11 protein-coding genes are annotated in these 13,185 nt (G+C 41.8%); 7 read left to right on the plus strand and 4 right to left on the minus strand.

The genetic code is table 11. The features are described 5' to 3' along the window. Positions 1–212: 212 nt before the first annotated feature. A complete protein-coding gene (dld, locus tag AC5JQI_RS11555; protein ID WP_493912265.1) occupies positions 213–1,949 on the plus strand; it encodes a D-lactate dehydrogenase in 1,737 nt (578 codons plus the stop codon). 98 nt (positions 1,950–2,047) lie between these two features. On the opposite strand, the gene sbcB is transcribed toward dld, so the two are convergent. After that, complete coding sequence (gene sbcB / locus AC5JQI_RS11560; RefSeq protein ID WP_493912266.1) at positions 2,048–3,478, minus strand: exodeoxyribonuclease I; 1,431 nt, start codon at positions 3,476–3,478, stop codon at positions 2,048–2,050. Between the two features lie 456 nt (positions 3,479–3,934). On the opposite strand from sbcB, the gene tmaR reads away from it, so the two are divergent. Further along, a complete protein-coding gene (gene tmaR / locus AC5JQI_RS11565; RefSeq protein WP_323854102.1) occupies positions 3,935–4,255 on the plus strand; it encodes a PTS system regulator TmaR in 321 nt (106 codons plus the stop codon). A gap of 75 nt (positions 4,256–4,330) precedes the next feature. On the opposite strand, the gene AC5JQI_RS11570 is transcribed toward tmaR, so the two are convergent. Together AC5JQI_RS11570 and rne are read right to left on the minus strand one after the other, a co-directional pair. After that, positions 4,331–4,579 carry a hypothetical protein gene (locus AC5JQI_RS11570; RefSeq protein WP_493912267.1) on the minus strand — a complete coding sequence of 83 codons (249 nt, stop codon included), beginning with the start codon at positions 4,577–4,579 and terminating at the stop codon, positions 4,331–4,333. Between the two features lie 335 nt (positions 4,580–4,914). Beyond that, positions 4,915–8,172 carry a ribonuclease E gene (gene rne / locus AC5JQI_RS11575; RefSeq protein WP_493912268.1) on the minus strand — a complete coding sequence of 1,086 codons (3,258 nt, stop codon included), beginning with the start codon at positions 8,170–8,172 and terminating at the stop codon, positions 4,915–4,917. A 559-nt stretch (positions 8,173–8,731) separates the two neighbouring features. Here rne and rluC point away from each other — a divergent pair. After that, entirely contained in the window at positions 8,732–9,688 is a 957-nt protein-coding gene (rluC, locus tag AC5JQI_RS11580; protein WP_493912269.1) for a 23S rRNA pseudouridine(955/2504/2580) synthase RluC, read from the plus strand. On the opposite strand, the gene AC5JQI_RS11585 is transcribed toward rluC, so the two are convergent. Continuing rightward, entirely contained in the window at positions 9,685–10,275 is a 591-nt protein-coding gene (locus AC5JQI_RS11585; RefSeq protein ID WP_323854141.1) for a Maf family protein, read from the minus strand. The genes rluC and AC5JQI_RS11585 overlap by 4 nt on opposite strands. A 145-nt stretch (positions 10,276–10,420) precedes the next feature. Between AC5JQI_RS11585 and yceD the strand changes: the two genes are divergently transcribed. Genes yceD through AC5JQI_RS11605 form a run of 4 tightly spaced genes read left to right on the plus strand, consistent with a single transcriptional unit; the run spans position 10,421 to position 13,170 of the window. Beyond that, entirely contained in the window at positions 10,421–10,945 is a 525-nt protein-coding gene (gene yceD / locus AC5JQI_RS11590; protein WP_237385183.1) for a 23S rRNA accumulation protein YceD, read from the plus strand. A gap of 12 nt (positions 10,946–10,957) precedes the next feature. Beyond that, on the plus strand, positions 10,958–11,128 hold the full coding sequence (gene rpmF, locus AC5JQI_RS11595) for a 50S ribosomal protein L32 (protein ID WP_493912270.1): 171 nt from the start codon (positions 10,958–10,960) through the stop codon (positions 11,126–11,128). Between the two features lie 29 nt (positions 11,129–11,157). Next, a complete protein-coding gene (gene plsX / locus AC5JQI_RS11600) occupies positions 11,158–12,216 on the plus strand; it encodes a phosphate acyltransferase PlsX (protein WP_237385182.1) in 1,059 nt (352 codons plus the stop codon). Next, on the plus strand, positions 12,217–13,170 hold the full coding sequence (locus AC5JQI_RS11605; RefSeq protein WP_323854098.1) for a beta-ketoacyl-ACP synthase III: 954 nt from the start codon (positions 12,217–12,219) through the stop codon (positions 13,168–13,170). Positions 13,171–13,185: the final 15 nt, after the last annotated feature.

Consider the following 13,185-nt stretch of genomic DNA (forward strand, 5'->3'; position numbering starts at 1 on the left):
TAAAAAATGCACTGATACTTTTTTCGAAACAGCACCTTCGGGTGCTGTTTTTATGTATATCCCTTTGATGGAAAGGTTTTTACTTGAAGTGAAAAAAGTGTAGAAATCATACAAAAATCATTAAAAAGCATCATATAATAAACAGTCATTTTGCTATACCTGATTTCATTAAGAGCACGTTTGCTTGGCTCTCATAAGGTAAGAAAATTATTATGAATGATGCTAAAAACCCTCAAAATCAGCAATTCATTGCTATTCTCACGAATATCGTTGGGTCTTCTCATATTCTCACCGAACCCAAAAAAACAGAACGTCATCGCAAAGGTTTTCGTTCTGGGCAAGGAGATGCCCTTGCTGTTGTATTTCCGGGTTCATTACTGGAACAGTGGAAAGTGTTCAAGGCCTGTGTTGATGCCGGCAAAATTATTTTGATGCAGGCCGCCAATACTGGACTAACGGAAGGTTCTACCCCGAATGGGAATGACTATGACCGTGATATTGTCATTATCAGTACCTTACGAATGGATAAAATTCAATTTCTTCAATCAACCAATCAGGTTATTGCATTTCCCGGCAGTACATTATGGAAATTGGAAAAAACCTTGAAGCCACTGGGACGTGAACCTCATTCAGTCATTGGTTCATCCTGTATTGGTGCATCTGTTATTGGCGGGATCTGCAATAATTCCGGTGGTTCTTTAGTTCAGCGGGGGCCGGCTTATAGTGAAATGGCACTATATGGCCGAGTTAATGAAAAAGGTGAAGCTGAACTTATTAACCATTTGGGGATCTTGTTGGGTGAAACCCCCGAAGATATTCTGGTCTGTTTGGAAGAACAGCGTTATCGTGCTGAAGATATTCAACATGGAGAGAGAGTTGCTTCTGATCATGAGTATTCACAGCGCATCCGGGATGTTGATGCAGGTACTCCATCACGGTTTAATGCTGATGAACGCAGGTTGTTTGAAGCCTCTGGCTGTGCAGGAAAATTGGTCGTTTTTGCAGTCCGCCTTGATACTTTTCCGGCAGAACTTTCTTCGCAGGTTTTTTATATTGGCACTAACCAACCCCACGTACTGACAAATTTACGTCGCCACATTCTGTCTACTTTCCAGCAATTGCCTGTTGCGGGTGAATATATGCATCGGGATATTTTTGATATCGCTGAAATATATGGAAAAGATACTTTTGTTATGATTGATAAACTGGGTACGGATAAAATGCCGATGTTTTTCAATCTGAAAGGGCGGATGGATGCCATTTTTAGCAAAGTGCCATTTTTGCCATCGCATCTGACAGACTGTGTTATGCAAGGTTTAAGTCGTCTATTACCCTCCCATTTACCTCCTCATATGAAAGAGTATCGAAATCGTTTCGAACATCACTTAATGTTGAAAATGTCCGGTGAAGGCATAAATGAGGCGAGTAAGTGGCTGGCTAGTTATTTTAAACAAGCAGATGGAGAATATTTTGTTTGTACGCCAGAAGAGGGGGCAAAGGCATTCTTGCACCGTTTTGCAGCAGCAGGGGCAGCGATTCGTTATCAGGCGGTTCATAGTAATGAAGTAGAAGATATTCTGGCACTGGATATTGCTTTACGACGCAATGACCGTGAATGGTTTGAATCCTTGCCTACGGAAATTAATGAAACACTGGTACACCGTTTATATTACGGGCATTTTATGTGTCATGTATTCCATCAGGACTATATTGTCAAAAAAGGCACAGACATTCATTTACTGAAAGCAAAAATGCTGGAAATTTTGAACCAGCGAGGGGCGGAATATCCGGCAGAACATAACGTTGGTCATTTATATCAAGCTAAACCACAGCTTAAGCAATTTTACCAAATGACAGATCCTACTAATACCTTAAATCCGGGAATAGGTAAAACTTCCAAACTGAAAAACTGGGGCAGGAAATGTGGTTGTCAAGATACAGGCCATTAGTATGATGAGTCTGTTTTCATGGCAAGATAAAAAAGGAAAAGACAAAACATGGGTGTTTGTCCTTTCTTTTTTAACATGGCGGATATTATACGTAAAGTTTATCCGGCTAGTTGAATTGCATATTCAATTAATGCTTTTAATTGGCGACACTTTTCTTCATCAGACTGATATTCAACAAAAAGATTTTCAATAGTCGCAAGATATTGACTGATACGCTCCTGAGTTAAAATATCCTGACGATGGCGCAACCAACGTTGTTGTTCGTCATAATTCAGTGTTCCAGCATAGTTTCTGGCACGATAGCGGAATAGTAGAGCTTTAATGCGTGCATCCTGAAATGTTAAATCCAAGGCAGGCAAGTTCTGGGGTGCTGTTTCTCGAATAATCTCCATGGCGGTTTTATCGGCGTCGCTGAAAAAGCCGCTATACAGTTTGGCATCAACGTTATCAGATTCTGGAAACTCTTCGGAATTAGAAAATAACTCAACGATTTTTTCCCTGATTTGCGGATTATTGCGCAAAATAGCCAGATTATGTTCACATTGTTTGAGATCCAATCCGACTCTCTCTGCATCTTCTGGCCGTAATGTATTTTCTGGTGCAATGATTGGACATTTATTGATATGTACTAATTTAATCGGCACCGGACTTTGATCTGGCTGCAATTTATCTCGTCGGGTATACAGGCGTTCACGTAATTCATCCACAGTAAGTTCCAGCAGTGGAGAGATATCTCCTGCCAAATCACACATGATGACAGCATTTCGGTTTGTCGAATGCCATGCCAAGGGTGCAATAAGGCTGATATTACTGCGCAGAGTTCCGAACATACCAGATACGTGAACCAGCGGTTTCATTTGTGGGATGTCTATCTGATGACTGATTTTCTGCTTATTTCTTAATTGGAAAAAGTAATCAAACAAGCGGGGTTGGGCTTTTTTCACCAATTTTGCCATTGCTATAGTGGCATAAACATCAGACATAGCATCATGGGCATGGGTGTGTTCAATACCATTGGCCTTAGTCAGATGTTCTAGTTTGAAGCTAGGTAATCCATCATCATTTTCTGGCCAAATAATGCCTTCTGGGCGTAAGGCATAGCAGGCACGTAATACATCAAGCAAATCCCAGCGGGAATTACCTTTTTGCCAACTGTAGGCGTAAGGATCGTAAAAATTACGATAAAAAATGTTACGGCTGACTTCGTCATCGAAACGAATATTATTATATCCAAGAATACATGTGTTGGGTTTACTGAATGCTTTATGGATTTGGCGAGCAAATTCAGCTTCATTGACCCCTTTTTTTAAGGCCAATTGTGGTGTGATTCCCGTGATCATAACAGCTTCAGGTTCTGGAAGGTAATCGTCAGCAGGAGTGCAATACACCACTAAAGGTTCTTCAATGATATTGAAATCGCTATCGGTGCGAACTCCTGCAAACTGGGCAGGGCGATCTAAAGCTGGGTGCTTACCAAAAGTTTCATAATCATGAAAGTAGAAGGATGATTGTTTGTTATCGGTAGACAAAGTTTTTTTCCGTAAGTTATTAGTGATTATATTTATGATTTTGTTCCATTTAAAGGCTGAGTTTGGCTGATTTTTGCTTTAAATGTTTATTTGTGTTCTTTACTGTCCAGTTTTGTCCATGAGGTATTAAGTACAGAATGAGTACAAATTAATATTTATTGTGAGTACAAAACAATATAGCTCTCAGTGACACAAAATTACGCTATTACGCTTCATACATGGTAAACCATATCAGGAAAAATCTGAAATAACAGACATTGATGTTCTTAGCGCCGAGAGTTCCCCCAAGGGAGTTATTACATCGTTATAGACAGGATGGTAAACAGTGCAGGATTAGTATAGACGATCCCAGCTATTTATTAAAAATTATCGAAACTAACTTGTCTATGTGTTGCTTGAAATTGTATTGTGTAGTTAGCATAAGAAATTATCAGTCTGATTAAAAAGGTGTAAAAAATGGACAACACAAATAAACCAACATTCCACAATGTACTGGAGTTTGTGCGTATATTTCGTCGTAAAAACAAATTACAGCGTGAAATCGTAGACAACGAGAAAAAGATCCGGGATAACCAAAAACGTGTATTACTGCTCGACAATTTGAGTGATTACATTAAGCCGGGAATGTCGGTTGATGATATTCAAGGAATTATTGCTCATATGCGCAGTGATTATGAAGAACGTGTTGATGAATATATCATCAAAAATGCTGAGCTATCTAAAGAACGTCGTGAATTATCTAAAAAACTGAAAGCGATGGATGGTGGAATTAAATAATTTTTTGAGGGTTCAGGTTTGAACTGACAGTTAACCATACCATTGTGTGTGGTTAACTTTTTGTTTACCGCAGAATCAGTTCCAATGAGCTGGTTTGTAGGTAACTTTCTGCCAGTGATTTGTGTCTGACTGTCCAAAAAATGATTTAGCTTGCGGTGACAGTGTTTTCCAACTTTCTCCACACACGATGGATGTCACCAATAACATCTGTGAAATTTGAGCTTTTTCTAATGCTTCTATGATGGCAAAGTTTCTGTAGTGATCAGCCTCTCCTCCGCCAATGGTTGAGAAAAAGACCGGATTTTTTCCCGTCTTTGCAATCACTGTTTCTATACTTTTTTATCACAAGCATCGCCAAGTATTACGTTAACGCCCAGCATACTCAACTCTTCAGCCTGTTTTCATTACGAATTAATGTTGTGATAGAACGGTTTTGATTCAATCCAATAGTGACTAAATGACATCCAAAGCTTTTTCCAGCACCAGAAATTAGCCAAGGTTTCATAGGCAGGATATTCTCCATTAAATGATAACTATCCAGGTTTATTGAAATAACTGAGTGAAAAAATGAAATTGATTTGTTTTTATGGTATGCCGGATAAAAAAAGGCTCCTAATGAGAAGGAGCCTTCGGGTTTTGCAAGAAATCACAGCATTTGATTATTCAAATAATTGTGGTTTAGACATAGCTGAGGTTGCGATACTCGTTGCAGAGTGTCCACCTGCACCACCTTTTCCTTTGAATGGGGGAGTAGGACGCTGCCATTCAGTGATAACGACAGATTTTGTTACCATATCTGGTGCTGGTGCTTTTGTCATTGGGGAATAAGCGTGGTGATTTTTTTCCACAACAATCGAAGACTCAGTAACTTTTGTCTCTTCCGTTTTAACTTCCTCTGCCTTAGTGCATGTTTCCGCTGCGACAGTTGGTTGTTCTTCATGATGTTCCTGTTCAACGATAGGTGCCACAATGATAGGTTCTGCCGCGTGACGTGTTTCTTCAGAATCATGTGATACTGCTTCATGTAGTACTTTATCATCCAAATTGTCATTTAAAACTTCTGACTGATGTTTTTCATCATGATTGATAGCAGATTCCACTTCTACATTTTCTCGCTCTATAGGTGCCGTAATGGAAGAGTCATCGGTAGCAGATATAGCATTATCAGCGGATTTAGTATCGTTATGGATGGTAATATTTTGTTGTTCTGCAATTTCAATCTCTTTCACCGATAAGGTAGGTGCAGATTCAGTCGTTGTTGGTATCAAAATCACATCTTTTTTCAGTGTTGGGGCTGTCTCTTCAACGGTATCAACAACAGCCGGAATTTCAAGTTCAATTGTTGTCGGTGGTGTAACAGGATAACTAACCCAGACTTTTCCTGATGCCAACTCCGGCGAGACTACTGCCATTGTCAGCGGTACTGGTGATTGAGTGAGATTACGCTCATCACGATAACGACGACGACGCTGACCACTGACACGTAAATGACGTGGTGAACGACGAGAGCGGCGTGGCATTGTACCATCTTGCTGCTCAGTGTTTTGTATGTTCTGTGAAACAGCACTTTGTACAGCAACACTTTGTGCAACAACACATTGTGCAACAGCATGCTGCGGCATTTCTTGTTGGCTGGCTGTTTCAACATTTGTGTCAATAATGGCAGGTACGGAGATTTTTTTCTCTTCTTCTACATTGGTTGGCACAGTATCAGGCACCACCACTGGCAAGGCTGTAATACTAGCTTCTTTTTTCACTTCATCAGTTATGCGAACTTTTTGCCCAAGCTGGCGACGTTGACGACGAGGCATGACAGGTTGACGCTCTTCAGCTTCTTCCTCGATAAGATCTGGTTTATTCGCAGTCTGCTGAGCTTTAACTTCCAGTTGTTGCTGGCGCTTTTCTTCCTGACGGCGACGCTGGCGCTCGGCCCTTTGTTCGCGACGTTGCTGTTGCTGCGCTTCACGAGCTTCATTATCTATCGCAATATTGTCTTGGACATTAGTATTACTTTTCTGCTGAGCGTTACGCCCCTTACGTTGTTCATCACGTTCACGGTTATTGCGAATTTCATTTTCGCTGCGTTCACGGCGCTGATTTTGGCGACGTGGGTTGCGGCGTTCTGATGAACGGCGATTATCATTGCCAGACGATTTTTTGTTCTTTTCTTGTGTTTGTTTTTCTTCTTCGCCACTGAACATTTTTTTCAGGGCACTGAAGAAACGGCTGAACATCCCAGGTTTTACAGTTTGTTTTTGATTATTGACTACTACTTTTTTCTCTTTCTCTTTTGCTGACACAGAAGATTCAGCAGGGAGATCAAAAGTGGAAATAGCTGGTTGTTCTGGACGTTTGCGCTCATGCTGGCTGTCATCCTGAACATTTGCCATTTCTGCTTCATGTAATTGTGGAAGCAGATAACTCAAAGCAGAAATTTCTTCACCTTTACGTACGCGTAAAACAGAGAAATGAGGGGTCTGCATTTGATCATTTGGAACGATAACAACACCCACACCGCCTTGGCGGTGTTCAATGGCACTAACGGCCTTACGTTTTTCGTTCAGGAGATAAGAAGCAATCTGTACAGGTACAATGGCATGAACTTGATATGTGTTTTCTTTCAGTGCTTCTTCTTCGATAAGGCGCAGAATTGATAAAGAAAGTGATTCATTATCACGGATAGTCCCTGTACCACTGCAACGAGGACAGACATGATGACTGGATTCACCCAGAGACGGACTTAAACGCTGACGTGACATCTCCAGCAAACCAAAACGAGAGATACGACCGATTTGAATACGGGCACGATCTTGGCGCACGGAATCACGCAAGCGGTTTTCAACTTCGCGCTGATGGCGTACCGGTGTCATATCAATAAAATCGATGACAATAAGACCACCAAGGTCACGCAGACGCAATTGGCGCGCAATTTCATCAGCAGCTTCTAAATTTGTATTAAAGGCTGTTTCCTCAATATCACCACCACGGGTTGAACGGGATGAGTTGATATCGATCGCAGTTAAGGCTTCAGTGGTATCAATAACCACTGAACCACCAGAAGGTAATCTAACTTCACGTTGGAAAGCTGATTCAATCTGTGATTCTATTTGATAATGGCTGAATAGGGGGACTTCGCCGCTGTACAGTTTGATTTTACTGGCAAAATCAGGGCGCCCCAGCGCAGTAATGTGCTGGCGTGCTAAATCAAGAATTTTCGGGTTGTCAATCAAGATTTCCCCAATGTCAGGGCGCAGGTAATCACGGAAAGCGCGCACGATAACATTACTTTCCTGATGAATCAGGAATGGTGCTGGGTGACTGTCTGCAGCTTTCTTGATTGCTTCCCAATGCCTCAGACGGAAATTTAAATCCCCCTGCAAAGCTTCTGCCGACTTGCCTACACCTGCCGTACGAACGATAAGTCCCATGCCTTCAGGGACTTCAAGAGAGGAGAGCGCTTCTTTTAATTCGATGCGCTCATCACCTTCAATGCGACGAGAAATACCACCTGCTCTTGGGTTATTTGGCATCAGAACCAGATAGCTGCCAGCCAGACTAATAAAGGTTGTTAAAGCCGCACCTTTATTGCCTCGTTCTTCTTTATCAACCTGAACGATGACTTCTTGGCCTTCTTTAAGGATATCCTTGATGTTAGGGCGGCCATGAGGATGATAATTACTTGGGAAGTATTCGCGAGCAATTTCTTTAATGGGCAGGAAACCATGCCGTTCTGCACCATAATCAACAAAAGCAGCTTCCAGGCTAGGTTCAACCCGTGTAATTTTACCTTTATATATATTTGCCTTTTTCTGCTCGTGTCCTGGGCTTTCAATATCCAAATCATAAAGACGTTGCCCATCAACAAGGGCGACACGCAACTCTTCCTGTTGAGTTGCGTTGATTAGCATTCTTTTCATTCTAACTTACTCATTATTTTTTACATTGGTATAGAGCTACGAGTAAAAAAGAGATGAGCTACTGGTTACCGATGGCCTCGTGTCTTTTACAAAGCCGTCAGCCTCACGGCTATCGTTTGTATAGAGGCGCCTATTTTGTCGGCGAGTCTGAATTTCATTTAAATACAGCACTCTTTATTGGGGAATTCTGTAATAAATCGGTACAGATTTTACCCAATCCAGTAAGCTGCAACTCGCAGCCCATAAATTGTTTGATTAAACATTGCGTCTTACGCCATTGCTGCACTTTTGTTTGATCAAACAGATAACAAACAATTTCAATCTTGCCATTCATAGTTTAGTGAACTGTGGCGAGAAAGCATTATTCCATTGCTATTGGGGTGATAGCAAGGTGACTTTATCGCTTTAGGGGTTTTTTATCAGGAAATAGTGATAACTTGTTAATCTTGGGTCTTTATCCTAGGGCATTTATAATAATAAAGCAGGAAAGCATGGATGTTATTTAGACATATTTAAAAATGTGTGGCGCTCTGTTTGTTGGATAATTAGAATCTCGTCCATGAAAACAAATAATCAAATTGTACAATTTGTCACGATTGATGACGATGAGGCTGGTCAGCGAATTGATAATTTTTTGTTGGCTCGTTTAAAAGGTGTACCTAAAAGCATGATCTACCGGATCTTGCGCAAAGGTGAAGTTCGCGTTAATAAGGGAAGAGTCAAGCCCGAATATAAATTGGCAGCAGGTGATACAGTCAGAATTCCACCGGTTAGAGTGTCAGAAAAACAGGAAACTCCTGTATCTGCAAAATTGGATAAGGTCGCAGCTCTGGCTGAATGTATTTTATATGAAGATGACCATATTCTGGTCATTAATAAACCATCAGGAACGGCAGTACACGGTGGAAGCGGACTGAGTTTTGGTGTTATTGAAGGATTACGTGCATTACGTCCTGAAGCACGTTTTCTTGAATTGGTTCATCGTCTCGACCGTGATACATCGGGTATTCTGTTAATTGCGAAAAAGCGTTCTGCGTTACGGGCATTGCATGAACAGTTACGCCTGAAGCAAATGCAAAAAGACTATCTGGCGTTAGTGCGCGGACAATGGCAATCGCATTGTAAAGTAGTAGAAGCTCCCCTATTGAAAAATATCCAGCAAAGCGGGGAAAGGATGGTAAAAGTCAGCAGTGATGGCAAACCATCAGAAACGCGTTTTAAAGTTGAAGAACGATATGCGTTTGCCACGTTGGTACGGGCAAGCCCAGTTACAGGGCGAACCCATCAGATCCGTGTGCACACCTTACATGCAGGTCATCCTATTGCTTTTGATGATCGCTATGGTGATCGGGCATTTGATGCACAGCTTGCAGAAACGAATCTTAACCGATTGTTCCTGCATGCCAGTTCATTAAAGTTCACCCATCCATCGACGGGAGAAACTCTGCGTTTCGAAGCCCCAATCGATGATAGGTTACGAAGTTGTTTAAAAATGCTCCGGCAAAATAAACATTAAGAACATACCGTCAGAGGGTTTATCCCCTGACGGATCAACATTTCTGTCAGAGTAATTAATGGTAAGCCTATTAGTGTGTTTGGGTCTCTGCCATTAAGCTTTTTGAATAACGTAATTCCCAATCCTTCACTTTTAAAACTACCCGCACAATTAAAAGGTTTTTCTTTGTTTAAGTAGCTGATGATTTCTGTTTCAGAGAGATCTCTAAAATAGACATCAAATAGCTCACAACGGGTATCTATGTTTCCAGTTTTGCTATTGAATAATGTAATTCCAGTATAAAAAGTGACACATTTTCCACTCGCTTTTTTAAGTTGTGAAAAAGCATTCTCAAAACTATGTGGTTTACCGGTAATTTTGCTATCTAAAACACAAACTTGATCTGAACCTATAATTAGGTGATTGGAGTAATCCCTATGCAATGCGGTAGCTTTGGCATGTGATAACCGCATTACCAATTTTTCTGGATTCTCATTCTCTTGTGGTCTTTCATCAATATCGGGGGAAGCACAAGTAAAAGGTAATCCTATTTTTTCCAATAATTGGCGTCGATATACAGAAGTTGACGATAAAACAATCGGAAGCATCATTTTTTCCATAAAATACGTAGAGAAATATTTGCAGGCATTTTAAACTAGGCAGCGCTTAATAAGCGAATATTTGGCGGAAAGGTGCAGATGTGTGGCCTTTTTCTTTGACTATATCTCATTACAAAGATAATATGCGCGCCTTATGCAGAAGGTAAAATTACCCCTGACCATTGATGCGCTGCGAGCGGCTCAGAAAAGATTGGACTACTATGGTAGCTATTCTGCTGAGCAAGTTTCTCGTATTGCAGAATCCGTGGTCAGTGTGGATGGTGATGTAGATAGCTCACTATCATTTGAAATTGATAATCAGCGTCTGACAGTTGTAAAGGGACATTCTGATGTGGATGTCACGCTTGCCTGTCAGCGTTGTGGCAGTAATTTCAGTCATCATGTTCACACAACGTATTGTTTTAGTCCAGTCATCAATGATGAACGGGCTGAGGCATTACCGGAAGAGTATGAGCCAATTTACGTTAATGAATTTGGCGAAATAGATTTGCTGGCAATGATTGAAGATGAAATAATTCTGTCTCTGCCAGTGGTTCCGGTACATGATTCTGAACACTGTGAAGTGTCCGACGCGGACATGGTATTTGGTGTACTGCCTCCTGAAGCAGAAAAACCAAACCCATTTGCCGTATTAGCCAGTTTAAAGAAAAGTACTTAAGGAGTAAGGTCAATGGCCGTACAACAGAATAAACCAACTCGTTCTAAACGTGGTATGCGTCGTTCCCATGACGCACTGACTGCAACCCATGTCTGTGTAGACAAAACTTCTGGTGAAACTCACCTGCGTCACCATGTGACTGCTGATGGCTACTACCGTGGCCGCAAGGTAATCAACAAGTAATTTAAGCTAATTATTAGCAAGTTGATATCTTGACTAATCTAACCTTAGCGTTAGATGCTATGGGCGGGGACTTTGGTCCTCGCGTCACGGTGCCTGCTGCATTGCAGGCACTGGCATCTAATCCGCAATTAAAGCTATTGTTGGTCGGCAATCCCGAAACCATCTCTCCATTGCTTGCAAATAAAAATGCTGAGCTGCTCAGCCGTCTGCAAATTATCACTGCGGAACATGTTGTTTCCAACGACGTAAGGCCTTCTCAGGCTATTCGTTCCAGTCATGGTACCTCAATGCGTGTTGCTCTAAACCTGGTTAAATCAGGTGAAGCACAGGCGTGTGTCAGTGCGGGAAATACTGGAGCTTTGATGGGGCTAGCCAAAGTGATGTTAAAATCCATAAAAGGAATTGAGCGGCCTGCGCTGATGACAGTGATACCCAATCTAAAGCAACAGAAGACCGTTGTATTAGATTTAGGCGCTAATATTAATTGTAATAGCGATATGTTAGTTCAGTTTGCGATTATGGGTGCCGTAATGGCGGAGCATGTTGTAGGTGTGGATAACCCACGTGTCGCATTACTCAATATTGGGGAAGAGGAATCCAAAGGGCTGGATAATATCCGCGAAGCTGCTATGACCCTACGAAATACTGGATTAATCAATTACATAGGGTATTTGGAAGGAAATGAGTTACTGACGGGAAAAACAGATGTACTCGTATGTGACGGCTTCGCAGGTAATGTTACGCTGAAGACGATGGAAGGTGCGATCAGAGTCATTCTATCTCTGGTAAAATCGCCGGATGGTCAGCAGAAAAAATCATCTTGGTTAATGAAAATATTCAAGATGAAGATATTCAAGAAATGGTTGCTAAAACAGGTAACGAAGCGGTTTGGTCATCTAAACCCTGACCAGTATAACGGAGCAACGTTATTAGGGCTGCGCGGTATCGTCATTAAAAGCCATGGTGCCGCTAATGAACATGCGTTCAAGGCTGCTATTGATCAAGCTGTTCAGGCTGTAGAGAAGCAGGTTCCTGACAGAATTGCTGCCCGGCTGGATGCAGTATTACCCAAGAGTGAACAAGCATAAATGTATACAAAAATCTTAGGTACGGGCAGTTACTTGCCTGCACAGGTGCGTACTAACGCAGATTTGGAAAAATTGGTGGATACGTCTGACGAGTGGATTGTGACTCGCACAGGCATTCGCGAACGCCGCATTGCTGCTGAAGATGAAAATGTTGCAGTTTTGGGTTTCAAGGCGGCTGAAAAAGCCATTGAGATGGCTGGCATCGATAAAACTCAAATTGATTTAATTGTTGTTGCAACAACAAGTTCAACTCACGCTTTTCCAAGCGCAGCTTGTCAGATTCAGCAATTATTAGGAATTCCGGGGGTTGCAGCTTTTGATGTGGCTGCAGCATGTGCTGGTTTTACTTACGCGTTAAGTGTTGTAGATAAATTTATTAAAACTGGTGCGGCTAAACATGCATTGGTGATTGGTTCTGACATTATTTCAAGAGTTGTGGATCCTGAAGATCGCGGTACAATTATTCTCTTTGGTGATGCTGCGGGAGCAATGATAGTCGGAGCTTCTGAGGAACCAGGCATCCTGTCTACCCATCTGCATGCCGATGGCCGTTATGGTGATCTGTTATCCCTGCCTCATCAAAGCCGAGTAAAGCTTGATACACCAGAATATGTCACGATGGCTGGCAATGAAGTCTTTAAGGTTGCCGTGCGTGAATTAGCCAATATCGTTGATGAAACTTTGGAAGCTAATAATTTGGCTCATTCCCAGCTAGATTGGCTGGTACCTCATCAGGCGAATTTGCGTATTATTGCGGCGACAGCCAAGAAATTGGATATGACAATGGATAAAGTTGTCGTGACGCTGGATCGTCATGGCAACACCTCGGCAGCATCTGTTCCGACAGCGTTTGATGAAGCGGTTCGTGATGGAAGAATCCAACGCGGTCAACTTGTCTTACTTGAAGCATTCGGCGGTGGCTTTACCTGGGGCTCAGCGCTAGTACGTTTTTAATTTAACAGGAAAATA

The sequence above is a fragment of the Xenorhabdus sp. XBWT genome, assembly GCF_059072735.1.